The 17,374-nt window shown below is 74.7% G+C and carries 16 protein-coding genes; 10 read left to right on the forward strand and 6 right to left on the reverse strand.

The annotated features are described in order from the left end of the window. The first annotated feature begins 166 nt into the window (after window positions 1-166). Window positions 167-1,300 (forward strand): WD40/YVTN/BNR-like repeat-containing protein, encoded by a 1,134-nt coding sequence (locus ACF09K_RS24990; protein ID WP_392246846.1) that lies wholly within the window; start codon window positions 167-169, stop codon window positions 1,298-1,300. Between the two features lie 49 nt (window positions 1,301-1,349). Continuing rightward, window positions 1,350-1,676: a plasmid stabilization protein gene (locus ACF09K_RS24995; RefSeq protein ID WP_392246848.1), complete on the forward strand. Its 327-nt coding sequence runs from the start codon at window positions 1,350-1,352 to the stop codon at window positions 1,674-1,676. Window positions 1,677-1,730: 54 nt separating this feature from the next. On the opposite strand, the gene ACF09K_RS25000 is transcribed toward ACF09K_RS24995, so the two are convergent. Beyond that, complete coding sequence (locus tag ACF09K_RS25000; RefSeq protein WP_392246849.1) at window positions 1,731-2,027, reverse strand: YciI family protein; 297 nt, start codon at window positions 2,025-2,027, stop codon at window positions 1,731-1,733. Between the two features lie 49 nt (window positions 2,028-2,076). Between ACF09K_RS25000 and ACF09K_RS25005 the strand changes: the two genes are divergently transcribed. Next, window positions 2,077-2,775, forward strand: a complete 699-nt coding sequence (locus tag ACF09K_RS25005) for an endonuclease V (protein WP_392246851.1) — start codon at window positions 2,077-2,079, stop codon at window positions 2,773-2,775. Here ACF09K_RS25005 and ACF09K_RS25010 read toward each other — a convergent pair. Next, entirely contained in the window at window positions 2,751-2,939 is a 189-nt protein-coding gene (locus ACF09K_RS25010; RefSeq protein WP_392247147.1) for a hypothetical protein, read from the reverse strand. The two genes, ACF09K_RS25005 and ACF09K_RS25010, sit on opposite strands and share 25 nt — an antisense overlap. 216 nt (window positions 2,940-3,155) lie before the next feature. Here ACF09K_RS25010 and mmpA point away from each other — a divergent pair, with 216 nt between their 5' ends. Beyond that, window positions 3,156-3,302 (forward strand): morphogenic membrane protein MmpA, encoded by a 147-nt coding sequence (gene mmpA, locus ACF09K_RS25015; protein WP_392246853.1) that lies wholly within the window; start codon window positions 3,156-3,158, stop codon window positions 3,300-3,302. 122 nt (window positions 3,303-3,424) lie between these two features. Here mmpA and ACF09K_RS25020 read toward each other — a convergent pair whose 3' ends face one another. Then, window positions 3,425-4,603 (reverse strand): saccharopine dehydrogenase family protein, encoded by a 1,179-nt coding sequence (locus ACF09K_RS25020; RefSeq protein WP_392246855.1) that lies wholly within the window; start codon window positions 4,601-4,603, stop codon window positions 3,425-3,427. 202 nt (window positions 4,604-4,805) lie between these two features. Here ACF09K_RS25020 and ACF09K_RS25025 point away from each other — a divergent pair, with 202 nt between their 5' ends. Genes ACF09K_RS25025 through ACF09K_RS25035 form a run of 3 tightly spaced genes read left to right on the forward strand, consistent with a single transcriptional unit; the run spans window position 4,806 to window position 9,477 of the window. Beyond that, the gene (locus ACF09K_RS25025; RefSeq protein WP_392246857.1) at window positions 4,806-6,044 is read left to right on the forward strand and encodes a CaiB/BaiF CoA transferase family protein; all 1,239 of its coding nucleotides are present in this window, start codon (window positions 4,806-4,808) and stop codon (window positions 6,042-6,044) included. Continuing rightward, window positions 6,041-7,255 (forward strand): acetyl-CoA C-acetyltransferase, encoded by a 1,215-nt coding sequence (locus ACF09K_RS25030; RefSeq protein ID WP_392246859.1) that lies wholly within the window; start codon window positions 6,041-6,043, stop codon window positions 7,253-7,255. Before ACF09K_RS25025 ends, ACF09K_RS25030 begins: the two co-directional genes overlap by 4 nt. Before the next feature lie 41 nt (window positions 7,256-7,296). Next, window positions 7,297-9,477, forward strand: a complete 2,181-nt coding sequence (locus tag ACF09K_RS25035) for a 3-hydroxyacyl-CoA dehydrogenase NAD-binding domain-containing protein (RefSeq protein WP_392246861.1) — start codon at window positions 7,297-7,299, stop codon at window positions 9,475-9,477. Between the two features lie 62 nt (window positions 9,478-9,539). Here ACF09K_RS25035 and ACF09K_RS25040 read toward each other — a convergent pair whose 3' ends face one another. Further along, on the reverse strand, window positions 9,540-10,262 hold the full coding sequence (locus ACF09K_RS25040) for a MerR family transcriptional regulator (protein WP_392246863.1): 723 nt from the start codon (window positions 10,260-10,262) through the stop codon (window positions 9,540-9,542). Window positions 10,263-10,368: 106 nt separating this feature from the next. Between ACF09K_RS25040 and ACF09K_RS25045 the strand changes: the two genes are divergently transcribed. Next, window positions 10,369-10,857 (forward strand): macro domain-containing protein, encoded by a 489-nt coding sequence (locus tag ACF09K_RS25045; RefSeq protein ID WP_392246865.1) that lies wholly within the window; start codon window positions 10,369-10,371, stop codon window positions 10,855-10,857. Further along, the gene (locus tag ACF09K_RS25050; RefSeq protein ID WP_392246867.1) at window positions 10,854-11,804 is read left to right on the forward strand and encodes a PfkB family carbohydrate kinase; all 951 of its coding nucleotides are present in this window, start codon (window positions 10,854-10,856) and stop codon (window positions 11,802-11,804) included. The genes ACF09K_RS25045 and ACF09K_RS25050 overlap by 4 nt, the downstream gene beginning before the upstream one ends. 176 nt (window positions 11,805-11,980) lie before the next feature. On the opposite strand, the gene ACF09K_RS25055 is transcribed toward ACF09K_RS25050, so the two are convergent. Next, entirely contained in the window at window positions 11,981-12,937 is a 957-nt protein-coding gene (locus tag ACF09K_RS25055; RefSeq protein ID WP_392246869.1) for an FAD-dependent oxidoreductase, read from the reverse strand. A gap of 214 nt (window positions 12,938-13,151) precedes the next feature. On the opposite strand from ACF09K_RS25055, the gene ACF09K_RS25060 reads away from it, so the two are divergent. Next, complete coding sequence (locus tag ACF09K_RS25060) at window positions 13,152-14,792, forward strand: ABC-F family ATP-binding cassette domain-containing protein (protein ID WP_392246871.1); 1,641 nt, start codon at window positions 13,152-13,154, stop codon at window positions 14,790-14,792. An 87-nt stretch (window positions 14,793-14,879) separates the two neighbouring features. Here ACF09K_RS25060 and ACF09K_RS25065 read toward each other — a convergent pair whose 3' ends face one another. Next, entirely contained in the window at window positions 14,880-17,288 is a 2,409-nt protein-coding gene (locus ACF09K_RS25065) for a Tex family protein (RefSeq protein WP_392246872.1), read from the reverse strand. Window positions 17,289-17,374: the final 86 nt, after the last annotated feature.

Here is a 17,374-nt window from a genome sequence, read left to right on the forward strand (position 1 = left end):
GTCGAGGACCTCTGGACGCCACCGGGACGGTGGACTAGCTTCGCCCGCCATGAGGTCCTCGGGGAAGACGCGACACACGATCCGCGCGGCACGCACGGCACCGGCGAGGCGCACGGGACGGACGGGGCGCACGGGACGGACGGGGCGGCCGGGGTGGACGGCGGCGGTGGGAGCGGCCTGCGCGGCGGTGCTGGCCGTGCTGACGGCCACGCCCGCGCCCGCGCAGCCACCCGCGCCCGCCCCCGCGCGGGCGCAGGCACCCGACCCCGCGCGGGCACAGGTGCCGGCAGGGGCGAAGGCGCGCGGGACCGGTTCGGCCGCCCACGCGCCCGCGTGGGCGCTCAAGGACACCGGGGCCCCGGCCGTCCGCTTCCGCGGGCTGGCCGCGGTCGACCGGGACACCGCCTGGGTGGCGGGCACGCGGGGCACCGTCCTGCGCACCACCGACGGCGGCGCGAGCTGGCGCGACGTCTCCCCGCCCGGCGCCGCCGACCTCCAGTTCCGCGACGTGGAGGCCTTCGACGCGCGGCACGCCGTGGTGCTGGCCATCGGCGAGGGCGAGGCCTCCCGGGTCTACCGCACCGCCGACGGCGGGGCGACCTGGACGGAGTCCTTCCGCAACACCGACGCGCGGGCCTTCTACGACTGCCTGACCTTCTTCGACCGCCGCCACGGCCTCGCGGTGAGCGACCCGGTGGACGGCAGGTTCCGCATCCTGTCGACCGGCGACGGCGGCCGCTCCTGGACGGTGCTGCCGGACGCGGGCATGCCGCCCGCCCTGCCGGGCGAGGCGGGCTTCGCGGCGAGCGGCCAGTGCCTGGTCCCGGCCGGTCCCCGCGACGTGTGGCTGGCCACCGGCGGCGCCGCACGCGCGCGCGTGCTGCACTCCGCGGACCGGGGGCGGACCTGGACGGCCACCGACGCCCCGATCCCGGCGGGCGACCCCGCGCGCGGGGTGTTCGCGCTCGCCTTCCGCGACCGCGCCCACGGCCTCGCGGTCGGCGGCGACTACCGCGCGGACCAGTCCTCCCCGTCGGCCGCCGCCACGACCGGCGACGCGGGCCGGACCTGGCGGCCCGCCGGCACGCCCCCGCCCGCCTACCGCTCCGGCGTCGCCTGGCTGCCGCACAGCCGCACCGCCGCCCTCGCGGTCGGCCCCACCGGCACCGACCTGACCACCGACGCCGGCCGCACCTGGCGCCCCCTCGACACCGGCTCGTACGACACCGTCGACTGCGCCCCGGACCGCGGCTGCTGGGCCGCCGGTGAACAGGGGCGGGTGGCACGGCTGGAGAAGTGAGCCGTTCCTGGGTACCCGGGTGGTGCGGACACGAGAGGAGTGAGCGCACATGCCACGCGGTTCCAGCCCCAAGCGGGAGCGGCAGTACGAGCACATCAAGGAGAGCGCGCGGGAACGGGGCGAGAGCGCCGGCCGGGCGGAGGAGATCGCCGCCCGCACGGTGAACAAGGAGCGGGCCCGGTCCGGCGAGTCGAAGACCGCGAGCCGCACCTCCACGCAGGACAAGTCGTCCGGCGAGCGGGGCGGACAGCGGTCCGGCAAGGGCTCCGGGGGACCCACCTACGACCAGCTCTACGAGGAGGCCAAGCGCCGTGATGTCCACGGCCGTTCGGACATGAACAAGAGCCAGTTGCAGCGTGCCCTGGGCAAGGACTGACGGCGGGCGGGAGCGGCCCGGTCCGGCTGATCCGGCCGGTCCGGCTCGGCCGGATCAGCCGGGCCCGCTCCGGTACCGCTCCAGCCCGGGCGCCGTCTTCGTGGCCTCGAACTCCGTGACGCGGTACGCGCACACACCGGCCACGACGAAGGGGTCGCCCGCGGTGACCGCCTCGATCGCGGCGCGGTCCTCCGCGACGGCCAGGATCACCCCGCCCTCGCGGGGGACCTGGGGACCGGACGCCAGGAACACCCCGCGCGCGTACTGCTCGTCGAGCCAGACCACGTGGTCCGGCAGGACGGCGTCCACGGCGTCCAGGGAGGCCGTGTAGGTCAGTTCCAGTACGAACATGACCGGGAGCCTACGCGGTCCGGGACGGCCCCGTAGGCTCGTCCCCACCATGACGACAGTGAACATTCCGGCGGCCTGGCCCGCGACCGAGGAGGAGGCCCGCGCCGTCCAGGACGGGCTGCGGGCCCGCGTGGTGCTCGGCGAGACGGGGCCGCCGCCCGGCACCGGGCGGGTGACCGGCGTCGACGTCGCCTACGACGACGAGCGGGACGTCGTCGCGGCGGCGGCCGTCGTCCTGGACGCGGCGAGCCTCGACGTGGTCGCCGAGGCCACCGCCGTGGGACGGATCTCGTTCCCCTACGTCCCCGGCCTGCTCGCCTTCCGCGAGATCCCCACCGTGCTCGCCGCCCTGGACGCCCTGCCCTGCGAGCCCGGCCTGGTCGTCTGCGACGGCTACGGCCTCGCCCACCCGCGCCGCTTCGGCCTCGCCAGTCATCTCGGCGTCCTCACCGGCCTGCCCACGATCGGCGTCGCCAAGAACCCCTTCGCCTTCACGTACGCCGACCCGGCCGCCGCGCGCGGATCCGCCGCGCCGCTGCTGGCCGACGGCGACGAGGAGGTGGGCCGCGCCCTGCGCACGCGCGCGGGCGTCAAGCCGGTCTTCGTCTCGGTCGGCCACCGGGTGGACCTGGACAACGCCTGCGCCCACACCCTGGCCCTGACACCGCGGTTCCGCCTGCCGGAGTCGACCCGGCGGGCGGACGCCCTGTGCCGCAGGGCGCTTCAGGAGGTGACCACCCGCCACTGACCGACCTCGCGGTACTCCGAGTCGTACACCGGCGACCCGTCGCCGGGATCCGGTGCGCAGTGACCGGGGTTCCCGCCCCAGTACCTCAGGACGCGGCCCGGTTCACGGGCCCGCTCCTCGGCCGACGCCCCCTCGTCCGCGGCGACTTCGAGCACGAACTTCACGTCGCTCACCCCCCTCTGCTCGAACCCCTCCGTCATTTCATTGAACCGCCCTGTGGAACCTGGCCGTCCGACGGCCCGGGAAGCGGCGGAGGAGCGGGCCGGAAGTCTCGAAGGGGCGTCGGCGTGAGGCTGATCGAGACCCGTGAGATCCGAGCGCGCCGAACTGGGTGACCGTACGGATGTGAGGTCCGGCGCGCACCGGGCACTCTGAGCGGTATGACGACGCACCGAGCCCCGAAGCCCCTCGCCGGCCCCGACCGGCCCCTCGAGCGCACCGTGAACGCCGCGCTGGTCCTCGCCGTGCTGGCCGGACTCGGCTGGATCGTCGGCATGATCTACACGCTGGTGGAGTGGCCGGTCTAGGGCATGCTCCGCCGGACCGGCCGGCCACGGCACCGGCCTCGGTACCGGCACCGGCCTCGGCTTCGGACCGTCCGACCCCGGAGCCGGATCGGACCGGATGCCCCGGAAACCCCGGCCCGCGGTCAGCGGCTCGCCGCCACCCGGAAGCGGATGCCCGCCGCGCGCAGCCGTTCGGTCAGTGCGTCGCCCATCGCCACCGCCGTCGTGACCTGCCCGGCCGTCTCCGGCAGGTCGTCCAGGGCCAGGGCCAGCGCGGACTCGGCGAACATCTTCGCCGTCTCGTCGTAGCCGGGATCCCCGCCGGAGACCTCCGTGCACACCCGCCGGCCGCCGCCCTCGCCCACGAACCGGACGGAGAACCAGCTGCGCGCCCGCTTCTCGGCGCTCGGGCCCTTCCCGGGCTCCAGCCGGTCCGACAGCCACCGCCGGGCGGGCGGCACCTGGGCCGCGGCGAACAGCGCGCCGACGGCCGCGGTCCCGCCCACCGCGACGGGCAGCCGTCGTACGGCCGCGTAGTGGCGGTAGCGGAAGTCGGGGCCGTAGCGCTCCAGGGCCCTCGCCGACCGGCGCACGACCTGCGGGTCGATCGTCGGCAGGGGCAGCGCCCAGGCGCCGACCTCCGGCGCGAACCGGGGCGCCCCCAGCGGCGCCGTGGCCCGGCGGCCCAGCAGCCGCGGCTCGTGCCGGTGCCGTTCGCGGGCCGCGGCCGCCAGCTGCCGGCCGCGGGCGAACTGGCCGAGCGCGGAGGCGAGCGTCCCGCCCGAGAAGGCGGCGTCCACGGTGACGTAGCCGTCCACCGTCAGCGGCACGCCCTCCGGCAGCTGCCGCACGGTGAAGTACGCGCCCAGGTCGTGCGGCACCGAGTCGAACCCGCACGCGTGCACCAGCCGGGCGCCCGTCTCCCGCGCGCGGGCGTCGTGCCGCACGTACGTCAGGTCCACGAACTCCGGCTCACCGGTGAGGTCGAGGTAGTCGGTGCCGGCGTCCGCGCAGGCGGCCACCAGTTCCCCGCCGTACGTCACGTAGGGGCCGACGGTCGTGGCGACCACGCGCGCGTGGCCGGCGAGGGCGCGCAGCGAGGCCGGATCGGACACGTCCGCCCGCAGCACCCCGGGCTCCGAACCCCCCGGCAGCCGGTCGCGCAGCCGCCGCAACCGCTCCTCGTCGCGGCCGGCGACGGCCCAGCGCAGGTCCTCGGGCGCGTGGGCGGCCAGGTACTCCGCGGTGAGCGTCCCGACGAAGCCGGTGGCCCCGAAGAGCACGATGTCGTAGGGACGGTCCGTCGTTTTCAGCCTGCTCATGACACTCCTTGGTCCCGCAGCCCGTGCCGCTCTCGCCGGCTGAGGCTAGCGTGAGGACGGCGGAATCCGCCGACCCGGTACCGAGGACCGGCCCCGGTTCCCGCAAACTGGCCAAGCGCTTGCTCGTCACGTCTTGTGCCCACGGGGACACGTTCTTAGCATCACTGGTGTTACATCGGTTGTGTCACAGCGAGGGAGCCGGATGACGACGACGCCAGACGCGGCGGACGCGGCGGACGCGCCAGACGCGGCGAACGCGGTGAACGCGGTGAACGCGCCGGACGCTGCGGGTCACGGCCCGCTCGCCGGGGTGCGCGTGGTCGAGCTGGCCGGCATCGGGCCCGGCCCCTTCGCGGCCATGCTGCTGGCCGACCTCGGCGCCGACGTCGTCCGGGTGGACCGCCCCGGCGGCCCCTCCCTCGGCATCGACCCGGCCCACGACGTCACCAACCGCAACAAGCGCTCGGTGCTCGTGGACCTCAAGGCACCGGACGGCCCCGCGCGCGTGCTCGACCTCGCCGCCCGCGCCGACGTCCTCCTCGAGGGCAACCGCCCCGGCGTCGCCGAGCGCCTCGGCGTCGGCCCCGAGGCCTGCCACGCCCGCAACCCCCGGCTGGTCTACGGCCGGATGACCGGCTGGGGCCAGGACGGCCCCCTCGCCCGGCGCGCCGGGCACGACATCGACTACATCGCCCTCACCGGCACCCTCGGCATGATCGGCGCCCCCGGCATGCCCCCGCCCGTCCCCGCCAACCTCCTCGGCGACTACGCCGGCGGGTCCCTCTACCTCGTCGTCGGCGTCCTCGCCGCGCTGCACCACGCGCGCGCCACCGGCACCGGCCAGGTCGTGGACGCCGCCGTCGTCGACGGCACCGCCCACCTCTCCGCCATGATCCACGGCATGCTCTCCGCCGGGAACTGGCAGGACCGCCGCGCCGCCAACCTCCTCGACGGCGGCTGCCCCTACTACGGCACCTACGAGACCGCCGACGGCGGCCACATGGCCGTCGGCGCGCTGGAACCGCGTTTCTACGACGAGTTCGTCCGGCTCCTCGGCCTCGACGGCTTCGCCGACGCCCGCACGGACCCGACCCGCTGGGGCGACCTGCGCGAGGCCGTCGCGGCCCGCTTCGCCTCCCGCACCCGCGCGCAGTGGACGGCCGTCTTCGAGGACACCGACGCCTGCGTGGCGCCCGTACTGTCGCTGCGCGAGGCCCCGCACCACCCGCACCTGGCCGCCCGCGGCACCTTCACCGACCACGACGGCCTCACCCAGCCCGCGCCCGCCCCGCGCTTCTCCGCCACCCCGACGGCCGTGCGCGGCGGGCCCGCCCGGCCCGGGGCCGACACCGCCGCCGTGGCCCGCGACTGGGGCGTGCCCCGGCTCGCCGGACCCCGGGAAACCCCGCACCCCGACCCTCACCGAAAGGCCTCCCCGTGAGCACCGAAGCGTACGTGTACGACGCGATCCGCACCCCGCGCGGTCGCGGCAAGGCCGACGGGGCCCTGCACGGCACGAAGCCCATCGACCTCGTCGTCGGGCTGATCCACGAGCTGCGCGGGCGCTTCCCGGACCTGGACCCGGCCGCGATCGACGACATCGTGCTCGGCGTCGTCGGACCGGTCGGCGACCAGGGCTCCGACATCGCGCGGATCGCCGCCATCGCCGCCGGACTGCCCGACACCGTGGCGGGCGTGCAGGAGAACCGCTTCTGCGCGTCCGGTCTCGAGGCCGTCAACCTGGCCGCCATGAAGGTCCGTTCGGGCTGGGAGGACCTCGTCCTCGCGGGCGGCGTGGAGTCCATGTCGCGGGTGCCGATGGCCTCCGACGGCGGCGCCTGGTTCAACGACCCGATGACCAACCTCGCGGTGAACTTCGTGCCGCAGGGCATCGGCGCCGACCTGATCGCCACCATCGAGGGCTTCTCCCGCCGGGACGTCGACGAGTACGCGGCCCTCTCCCAGGAGCGGGCGGCCACCGCGGTCAAGGAGGGCCGCTTCGACCGCTCGCTCGTGCCGGTGCGGGACCGCAGCGGCCTGGTCGTCCTCGACCACGACGAGCACCCGCGCCCCGGCACCACCGCCGACTCCCTCGCCCGGCTGAAGCCCTCCTTCGCCGACATCGGCGAACTGGGCGGCTTCGACGCCGTGGCGCTGCAGAAGTACCACTGGGTGGAGAGGATCGACCACGTCCACCACGCGGGCAACTCCTCCGGCATCGTCGACGGCGCCTCCCTGGTCGCGGTCGGCAGCAAGGAGGTCGGCGAGCGCTACGGCCTCACCCCGCGCGCCCGGATCGTCTCCGCCGCGGTCTCCGGCTCCGAACCCACGATCATGCTCACCGGCCCCGCGCCCGCCACCCGCAAGGCCCTCGCCAAGGCCGGCCTGACCGTCGACGACATCGACCTCGTCGAGATCAACGAGGCCTTCGCCGCCGTCGTCCTGCGCTTCGTCAAGGACATGGGCCTGTCCCTGGACAAGGTCAACGTCAACGGCGGCGCGATCGCCCTGGGCCACCCCCTCGGCGCCACCGGCGCCATGATCCTCGGCACCCTCGTCGACGAACTGGAACGCCAGGACAAGCGCTACGGCCTCGCCACCCTCTGCGTGGGCGGCGGCATGGGCATCGCCACGATCGTCGAACGCGTCTGACCACCCCGGCGGAACCAAGAGACTGCTACGGAGACCCTGTCATGACACAGAGCACCACCATCCGCTGGGAACAGGACCGCACCGGCCTCGTCACCCTCGTCCTCGACGACCCCGACCAGTCCGCCAACACCATGAACCAGGCGTTCCGCGCCTCGCTCGCGCGGGTCGCCGACCGCCTGGAGGCCGAGAAGGACACCGTCCGGGGCGTCATCGTCACCTCCGCGAAGAAGACCTTCTTCGCGGGCGGCGACCTGCGCGACCTGATCCGCGTCACCCCCGACACCGCCCAGGAGCTGTTCGACGGCGGCCTGGAGATCAAGCGCAACCTGCGCCGCATCGAGACCCTCGGCAAGCCCGTCGTCGCCGCCCTCAACGGCGCGGCCCTGGGCGGCGGTTACGAACTCGCCCTGGCCTGCCACCACCGCGTCGCCCTCGACGCGCCCGGCTCGAAGATCGGCTGCCCCGAGGTCACCCTCGGACTGCTCCCCGGCGGTGGCGGCGTCGTCCGCACGGTCCGCCTGCTCGGCATCGCGGACGCCCTCCTCAAGGTCCTGCTCCAGGGCACCCAGTACAGCCCGCGGCGCGCCCTGGAGAACGGCCTGGTCGACGAGGTCGCCGACACCCACGAGGAGATGCTCGCCAAGGCCCGCGCCTTCATCGACGCCCACCCCGAGTCGCAGCAGCCCTGGGACCGGCCCGGCTACCGCATCCCCGGCGGCACCCCCGCCCACCCCAAGTTCGCGGCGAACCTGCCCGCCTTCCCCGCCACCCTGCGCAAGCAGACCGCCGGCGCCCCCTACCCGGCGCCGCGCAACATCCTCGCCGCCGCGGTCGAGGGCGCCCAGGTCGACTTCGAGACCGCCCAGGTCATCGAGGCCCGCTACTTCGTCGAACTGGCCGCGGGACAGACGTCGAAGAACATGATCCAGGCGTTCTTCTTCGACCTCCAGGCCGTCAACTCCGGGGTCAGCCGGCCCCGGGGCGTCGAGCCCCGCCAGGTCCGCAGGGCGGCCGTCCTCGGCGCCGGGATGATGGGCGCCGGCATCGCCTACGCGTGCGCCCGCGCGGGTATCGACGTCGTCCTCAAGGACGTCTCCCTCGAAGCGGCCCTCAAGGGCAAGGCGTACTCCGAGAAGCTCTGCGCCAAGGCCGTCTCCCGCGGCCGCACCAGCCAGGAGAAGGCCGACGCCCTCCTCGCCCGCATCACGCCCACCGCGGACCCGCAGGACCTGGCCGGCTGCGACGCCGTCATCGAGGCCGTCTTCGAGGACACCTCGCTCAAGCACAAGGTGTTCCAGGAGATCCAGCACGTCGTCGAGCCCGACGCCCTGCTCTGCTCCAACACCTCCACCCTGCCCATCACCGTCCTCGCCGAGGGCGTCGAGCGGCAGGGCGACTTCGTGGGGCTGCACTTCTTCTCGCCCGTCGACAAGATGCCGCTCGTCGAGATCGTCAAGGGCGAGCGCACCGGCGACGAGGCCCTCGCCCGCGCCTTCGACCTGGTCCGGCAGATCAAGAAGACGCCGATCGTCGTCAACGACTCCCGCGGCTTCTTCACCTCCCGGGTCATCGGCCACTTCATCAACGAGGGCGTCGCCATGGTCGGCGAGGGCATCGAGCCCGCGTCCGTGGAGCAGGCCGCCGCCCAGGCCGGCTACCCGGCCAAGGTCCTGTCCCTCATGGACGAGCTGACCCTCACCCTGCCGCGGAAGATCCGCAACGAGTCGAAGCGGGCCGTCGAGGAGGCCGGCGGCACCTGGCCCGGCCACCCCGCCGAGGCCGTCATCGACCGCATGGTCGACGAGTTCGGCCGCACCGGCCGCAGCGGGGGAGCGGGCTTCTACGACTACGACGAGGACGGGAAGCGGACCGGACTGTGGCCGGGCCTGCGCGAGCACTTCACCCGCGACGGCGTACCGCCCGTGCCCTTCGAGGACATGCAGGAACGCATGCTGTTCTCCGAGGCCCTCGACACCGTGCGCCTCCTGGAGGAGGGCGTCCTGACGTCCGTCGCCGACGCCAACATCGGTTCCCTGTTCGGCATCGGCTTCCCCGGCTGGACCGGCGGCGTCCTGCAGTACGTCAACGGCTACGACGGCGGCCTGCCCGGCTTCGTGGCCCGCGCGCGTGAACTCGCCGAACGCTACGGCGACCGCTTCACCCCGCCCGCGCTGCTGGTGGCCAAGGCGGAGAAGGGCGAGACCTTCACGGACGCCCGCTGAGCGGTCCGCCCGTCACCGGGAGCCGCCCGTCACGGGGCTCGCCGGTCGTGGGGAGCCGCCCGTCACGGGGAGCCGTCGGCCTCCGGCGGCTCCCCGAGCCACTCCCGCACCTCCTCGGTCAGCGACCGCTGGAAGGCCGTCAGCAGCGCCTGCACGACCAGCGGCTGCATGTGCGCCGAGAGCGACCGCACCGCCCGCGCGTCCCGCTCCGCCACGTCCTCGCGCAGCAGCCGCGACAGCTCGTGGGCCGCCGCCCGCGCATGGTCCACCAGGACGGTGCGGGCGGCGAGGATCGCCTCCTGGGACAGCGGTACGTCGAGGAGGCGCACACCGAGCCTGAGCAGCCCGGCGTCGAGGCGGTACGCGCCGTCGCCGCCCCGCTCGCCCAGCACCCCCATGGCGGTCAGCCGCGCCACGTCCTCGTCGTCCAGCGCCCGTCCCGCCCGCCGCTCCAGCTCCTCCCGCGACACCGTCTCCACGGCGTCCGGCGCCCAGGACGCCACCACCGCCCGGTGCACGGCCAGGTCGCGGGCGTCGAGGCCGGGCGGCAGCCGGTCCAGGTAGCGCTCGATCGCCGCCAGCGTCAGCCCCTGCCGCTGGAGTTCCTCGATCAGCGCGAGGCGCGCGAGGTGCTCCTGCCCGTACCGCCCCACCCGGCGCGGACCGATCACCGGCGGCGGCAGCAGCCCCTTGGTGCTGTAGAACCGCACCGTCCGCACGGTGATCCCCGCGCGCGCGGCCAGCTCGTCGACCGTGAGGGCCGGCTCCTCGGTCTCGATCGTCATGCGCAGCAGTATCGCTGTCACACCGGTGCTGTGAAACCCGTGGCACCGACGGCCCGCCGAACCGCGGACCTGAGCCGCTGTCAGTGGCGTCCCCTACGGTGGCGTCATGTCGGAGATCACGTACGTCCGGGGGGACGCCACCGCGCCGTCGGTCAAGGGCGTCAAGGTGATCGCCCATGTCTGCAACGACATCGGGGGATGGGGGAAGGGCTTCGTCCTGGCGCTGTCGCGCCGCTGGCCCGAGCCCGAGAAGGCCTACCGCGCCTGGCACCGCGAGCGCGCGTCCAACGACTTCGGGCTGGGCGCCGTCCAGCTCGTGCGGGTCGAGCCGTACGTGTGGGTGGCCAACATGGTCGGCCAGCGCGGCGTCCGGACCGGCAGCAAGGGTGTGCCCGTGCGCTACGAGGCCATCGACACGGCGCTGGCGGACCTGGCGGACAGAGCCGCCGAACTCCGTGCCTCCGTCCACATGCCCCGCATAGGGTGTGGTCTGGCCGGCGGCACGTGGTCCCGCGTCGAGCCGCTCGTCGCCGGGCGGCTCGTGGCGCGGGGGATCGCCGTCACGGTCTACGACCACGGGGAGGGGCGCAAGTGAGCCGGGACGGCCGGGACCGCCGGGACAGTCAGGACAGTCGGGACATCGACGTGCTCGTACTGGGCGGCGCGGGGGTGGACACCATCGTGTACGTGCCGGAACTGCCGCTCCCGTACGCCGACAGCTACATGATCGACAGCGGGGTCCGCACCCGCGCGGGACAGACGGGCGACTTCGTCGCGCTGGGGCTGAGCACCCTCGGCCTGCGCACCCACCACCTGGACTTCCTCGGCGACGACCCCGAGGGCGACCTGGTGCGCGCCCTGCACGAGGACCGGGGCATCGCCCTCACCGCGGTCCCGCAGCCCGCCGGCACCAAGCGCGCGGTCAACCTGGTCGGCCCGGACGGCCGGCGCCTCTCCCTGTACGACACGAGCCGCGGCCACCCCGACGACCGGTTCCCCGACGACACCTTGCGCACCCTCGCCGCCGCCGGCCGGCACGCGCACGTGTCCATCACCCAGCCCTGCGCCCACGTCCTGCCCGTCCTGCGCGAGAGCGGCCTGACGCTCTCCACCGACCTGCACGACTGGGACGGCGAGAACCCCTACCAGGCGGAGTTCGCGTACACCGCCGACGTCGTCTTCCTCTCCACGACCGCCCTGGCCGACCCCGAGCGCACCATGCGCCGCATCGCCGACCGGGGCCGCGCCGAGGTGGTCGTCGCCACCGCGGGCGCCGAGGGCGCGTACCTGCTGGCCGACGGCGAGCTGACCCACGTCCCGCCGGTGACGCCCCCGGCCCCGGTGGTGGACAGCAACGGCGCCGGTGACGCCTTCGCCGCCGCCTTCCTCTACGGCCGCCTCACCGGCGAACCCCCGCACCGGTGCGCCCGGTACGGCGCGGTCGCGGGGGCGTACGCCTGCACGGTCCCCGCCACGGAGGCGGCCGCCATCGGCCGGGACGAACTCCTCGCCGGGGCGGACCGGGAGAGCCCCGCCCGCTGAGCCGCCCGCACCGGCCGCCGCGCCCTCCGGGCCGCTGGACGGCGTCGCGGCCCCGCGCCACGCGCACCGCGTCCCGTGGTCCCGTAGGGCCTGTCCGGCGGATCGTGCCGGACGGACCACGGGGGAGCGGCTTCAGGAAGGGAGGCCGTTGCCCGGACGGATCCCGGGGAGCGGCTTCAGGAGGGGGCGGCCAGCCCGGCCGCCTCCTCCGCGCAGCCCCACGCCACCGTCACCCCGGCGCCGCCGTGCCCGTAGTGGTGCACCACCACCCGGCCGTCCGGCAGCACCTCCCGCTCCAGCCGCACCGCCGGCCGGACCGGCCGCAGCCCCACCCGGTGCTCCAGGACCCGCGCCCCGGCCACCTCCGGCCGCAGTGCCGCACACCGCCGGACGATCGCCGCCGCCACCGCCGGGTCCGGCTCCAGGGACCACCCGCCGTCCTCGGCCGTGCCGCCCAGCAGCAGCCGCCCCGGCTGCGGGAAGAGGTAGGCCATCTCGCCGTCCGGCGCGGTGGAGACGAGCCAGGTGCGCACGCCCGGGTTCGCCACGACGACCAGCTGCCCCCGCACCGGCCGTACCGAGGGGTCCGGAACCAGGTCGCGGGCGCCCAGGCCCGTGCAGTTCACCACCACCGGCGCGTCGGCCTCCGCCAGATCCCGCACCGTGCGCTCCTCGACCGTGCCGCCCGCCCGCCGCAGCCGCTCCCGCAGCCAGAGCAGGTGCACCGCCATGTCGATCAGCGGCAGCCGGGCCCGGACGGCGGTGCCGCCGGGATACTCCGCCGCCGTCGCCCGGCGCAGCCCGGCCAGCCGGCCGACGGCCCAGCCCTCGACGTCGTCCAGGTCCGTCTCGCCCATCACCCCGTCGACCAGGCGCACCCCGGTCGACTCCGGCCGTCGCGCCAGCTCCTCGTACACCTCCAGCGAGCGCAGCGCCCACGTCCGCGCCGACGCCACCGGCTCGATGTGGTACGGCCACCACAGTGCGCCCGCGACCGCCGAGGTGGTCCGCTCCACCGGGTCCCGCGTCCACACCCGGACCCGCCGGCCACCCTCGGCGAGGACGAGGGCCGTCGCCAGCCCGACGACCCCGCCGCCGACCACGATCACATCGCCACCGCGCTCAGTCTCCACGCCCGGACGGTAGCCGATCACCGGCCCGGCGGCGACGGTCTCGGCGGCGACGGTCCGACGGTGATGACCTGGAGGCCATGGCCCGACAGCAGCGGTCCCGACGGTGACGGACCGACGACGACGGTCCCGACGGTGACGGACCGACGACGACGGTCCCGACGGTGACGGTGCGGTGCGCACCCGGCGCCGGCCGCCGACTAGGATCTGGCGTCTGATGACTGCCACCCTCGTCGCCAAGAACCTCGCCGCCGGCCACGCCGACCGCTCCCTCTTCTCCGGGCTCGACCTCGTCGTCGCCCCCGGTGACGTGATCGGGCTGGTCGGAGCCAACGGCGCGGGCAAGTCCACCCTGCTGACGCTCCTCGCCGGGCTCACCGCACCCGAGCAGGGCGAGCTGCGCCTGTCCCCGCCGACCGCGACCGTCGGCCACCTGCCCCAGGAGCCCGAGCGCCGCCCCGGCGAGAGCGTGCGGGAGTTCCTGGCCCGCCGCACCGGCGTCGCCGAGGCCCAGCGGACCATGGACGAGGCCACCCAGGCCCTCGTCGAGGGGGCGCCCGGCTCCGACGACGCGTACGCGACCAGCCTGGAGCGCTGGCTCGACCTCGGCGGCGCCGACCTCGACGAGCGCGCCGGGGAGGTCGCCGACTCCCTGGGCCTCGGCGTCGACCTGGACCAGCCGATGACCTCCCTGTCCGGCGGCCAGGCGGCCCGCGCGGGCCTGGCCTCCCTGCTCCTGTCCCGCTACGACGTCTTCCTCCTCGACGAGCCCACCAACGACCTCGACCTGGACGGCCTGGAGCGCCTCGAACGCTTCGTGACCGGCCTGCGCGCCGGCACCGTCGTCGTCAGCCACGACCGCGAGTTCCTCACCCGCACCGTCACCAAGGTCCTCGAACTCGACCTCGCCCAGCAGCGGATCAGGCTCTACGGCGGCGGCTACGAGGCCTACCTGGAGGAGCGGGAGGTGGACCGCCGGCACGCCCGCGAGGACTACGAGGAGTTCGCCGACAAGAAGGCCGCCCTCCAGGACCGCGCGCAGACCCAGCGCTCCTGGATGGACAAGGGCGTCAAGAACGCGCGCCGCAAGGCGTCCAACGACAACGACAAGATCGGCCGCAAGTTCCGCAGCGAGGCCAGCGAGAAGCAGGCCGCGAAGGCCCGCCAGACCCAGCGCATGATCGAACGCCTGGAGGTGGTCGAGGAGCCCCGCAAGGAGTGGGAGCTGCGCATGGAGATCGCGTCCGCCCCGCGCTCCGGCGCCGTCGTGGCGACCCTGCGCGACGCCGAGGTGCGGCGCGGCGACTTCGCCTTCGGCCCGGTGACCCTCCAGGTCGACTGGGCCGACCGGGTCGCGGTGACCGGAGCCAACGGCGCGGGCAAGTCGACCCTGCTGGGCGCGCTCCTCGGCCGGGTCCCGCTGGACGCCGGACACGCCGCCCTCGGCTCGGGCGTCCTGGTGGGCGAGGTCGACCAGGCCCGCAAGCTGTTCCACGGACCCGAGGCGCTGCTGGACGCGTTCGGCGCGGCCGTCCCCGACACCGAACCGGCCGAAGTACGCACCCTGCTGGCCAAGTTCGGGCTGAAGGCGGAGCACGTGCTGCGCCCGGCGGCCACCCTGTCACCGGGGGAACGCACCCGCGCGGCTCTCGCGCTCCTCCAGGGCCGGGGGGTGAACCTCCTCGTCCTCGACGAGCCCACCAACCACCTCGACCTGCCGGCCATCGAGCAACTGGAGTCGGCCCTCGACGCCTACCAGGGCACTCTCCTGCTGGTGACCCACGACCGCCGCATGCTGGACGCGGTCCACGTCACCCGGCGCCTGGAGGTCGCCGACGGCAAGGTGACGGAACGCTAGACCCGCCACGACGGGTACGCCGGGACAGCTCGCCCGCCGGGCCCGGTTCCCCGCACTCCGCGGGGAACCGGGCCCGACGCACGCGTCCTACCGCCTGCCCTTCGGGCCGTCGGTCAGGCCCGCCCGCCGCAGGGCGTCCGCCATCGCGCTGTTGGCCGGCGGCGGCGCCTGACGCGAGCCGTCGGCCCGGCCGCCCCCGCCGCGCTGCCCGCCCTGCCGCTGCTGCTGCCCGCCCTGCCGGCGCTGCTGCGGCGGACGACCGCCGCGCTGCGGCCGGCCCTCGCCCGACGGATCGCCCTTCGGGGCCGCCTCGTCGTCCAGCCGGAGCGTCAGCGAGATCCGCTTGCGCGGGATGTCGACGTCCAGGACCTTCACCCTGACGATGTCGCCGGGCTTGACCACGTCCCGCGGGTCCTTGACGAACGTCCGGGACAACGCGGAGACGTGCGCCAGCCCGTCCTGGTGGACGCCGATGTCGATGAACGCCCCGAAGGCCGCCACGTTCGTGACCACGCCCTCCAGGACCATCCCGGACTCCAGGTCGGAGATCTTCTCCACGCCCTCCTTGAACGAGGCCGTCCTGAACGCGGGCCGCGGGTCGCGCCCCGGCTTCTCCAGCTCCCTGAGGATGTCGGTCACGGTCGGCAGACCGAACGTCTCGTCCACGAAGTCGGCCGGCCGCAGCGAACGCAGCACCGCGGTGTTGCCCACCAGCGAGGCCACCTCCTCACCGGAGGCCTTCACCATCCGCCGCACCACCGGATAGGCCTCGGGGTGCACGCTGGAGGCGTCCAGCGGGTCGTCGCCGCCGCGGATCCGCAGGAAGCCCGCACACTGCTCGTACGCCTTCGGACCGAGCCGGGACACCTTCTTCAGCGCCTGCCGGGACGTGAACGGCCCGTTGGCGTCCCGGTGCGCCACGATGTTCTCGGCGAGGCCGGAGGTGATGCCGGAGACGCGGGCGAGCAGCGGGGCCGAGGCGGTGTTCACGTCGACGCCGACGCCGTTCACACAGTCCTCCACCACCGCGTCCAGCGAACGCGACAGCTTCACCTCGGACAGGTCGTGCTGGTACTGCCCGACGCCGATCGACTTGGGGTCGATCTTCACCAGCTCGGCCAGCGGGTCCTGGAGGCGGCGCGCGATCGAGACCGCGCCGCGCAGCGAGACGTCCATGTCGGGCAGTTCCTGCGAGGCGAACGCGGACGCCGAGTACACGGAGGCCCCGGCCTCGGACACCATCACCTTGGTGAGCTTCAGCTCCGGGTGCCTGACGATGAGTTCACCGGCGAGCCTGTCGGTCTCGCGGGACGCGGTGCCGTTGCCGATCGCGACCAGCTCGACCGCGTGCTCCTTCGCCAGCCGCGCGAGCCTGGCGATCGCCTCGTCCCACCGGTTGGCCGGGACGTGCGGGTGGACGATGTCGGTGGCCACCACCTTGCCGGTCGCGTCGACGACGGCCACCTTCACGCCGGTGCGGAAGCCGGGGTCCAGGCCGAGCGTCGCGCGCGTGCCCGCCGGGGCGGCGAGCAGCAGGTCGCGCAGGTTCGCCGCGAAGACGTTCACCGCCTCGTCCTCGGCGGCCGTGCGCAGCCTGAGCCGCAGGTCGATGCCGAGGTGCACCAGCAGGCGGGTGCGCCAGGCCCAGCGGACCGTGTCCTTCAGCCACTTGTCGCCCGGCCGCCCCCGGTCGGCGATGCCGAACCGGTGCGCCACGATCCCCTCGTACGACGACGGGCCGTCCGTGGGCTCCTCGGGCTCCAGGACGAGGTCCAGGACCTCCTCCTTCTCCCCGCGCAGCATCGCCAGGACGCGGTGCGAGGGCAGCTCGGTGAACGGCTCGGCGAAGTCGAAGTAGTCGGCGAACTTCGACCCCGTCTCCTCCTTGCCCTCCCGCACCTTCGCGGCGAGCCGACCCCGCACCCACATGCGCTCGCGCAGCTCGCCGATCAGGTCGGCGTCCTCCGAGAACCGCTCGGTGAGGATCGCCCGCGCCCCGTCCAGGGCGGCCTGCGGGTCGGCGACGCCCTTGCCGGCGTCGACGAAGGCGGCCGCCGCGGCGAGCGGCTCCACGGACGGGTCGCCGAGCAGCCCGTCGGCGAGCGGCGCCAGGCCGGCCTCCCGGGCGATCTGCGCCTTCGTCCGCCGCTTCGGCTTGAACGGCAGGTAGATGTCCTCGAGCCGCGCCTTGGTCTCGGCGCTCCGGATCCGCGCCTCCAGCTCGTCGTCGAGTCTGCCCTGCTCGCGCACGGACTCCAGGATCGCCGTCCGGCGGTCCTCCAGCTCCCGCAGGTAGCGCAGCCGCTCCTCGATGGCGCGCAGCTGCGCGTCGTCGAGCATCTCGGTCGCTTCCTTGCGGTAGCGGGCGATGAAGGGCACCGTGGAGCCGCCGTCGAGCAGCTCCACGGCGGACCTCACCTGCCGCTCCCGTACGCCGAGTTCCCCGGCGATCCTGCCTTCGATGGACCCTACTTCGATGGACCCGGGTGTCGTCACGATCCCGTACCGCCTTCTCCACTGAGGTTGCGCGGCAATTGTGGCAGGCGGTGCCGACACCCGGGGATCAGGGCGCTCCGGGCGGG

Source organism: Streptomyces sp. NPDC014882 (assembly GCF_043081325.1).
Lineage (GTDB): Bacteria > Actinomycetota > Actinomycetes > Streptomycetales > Streptomycetaceae > Streptomyces.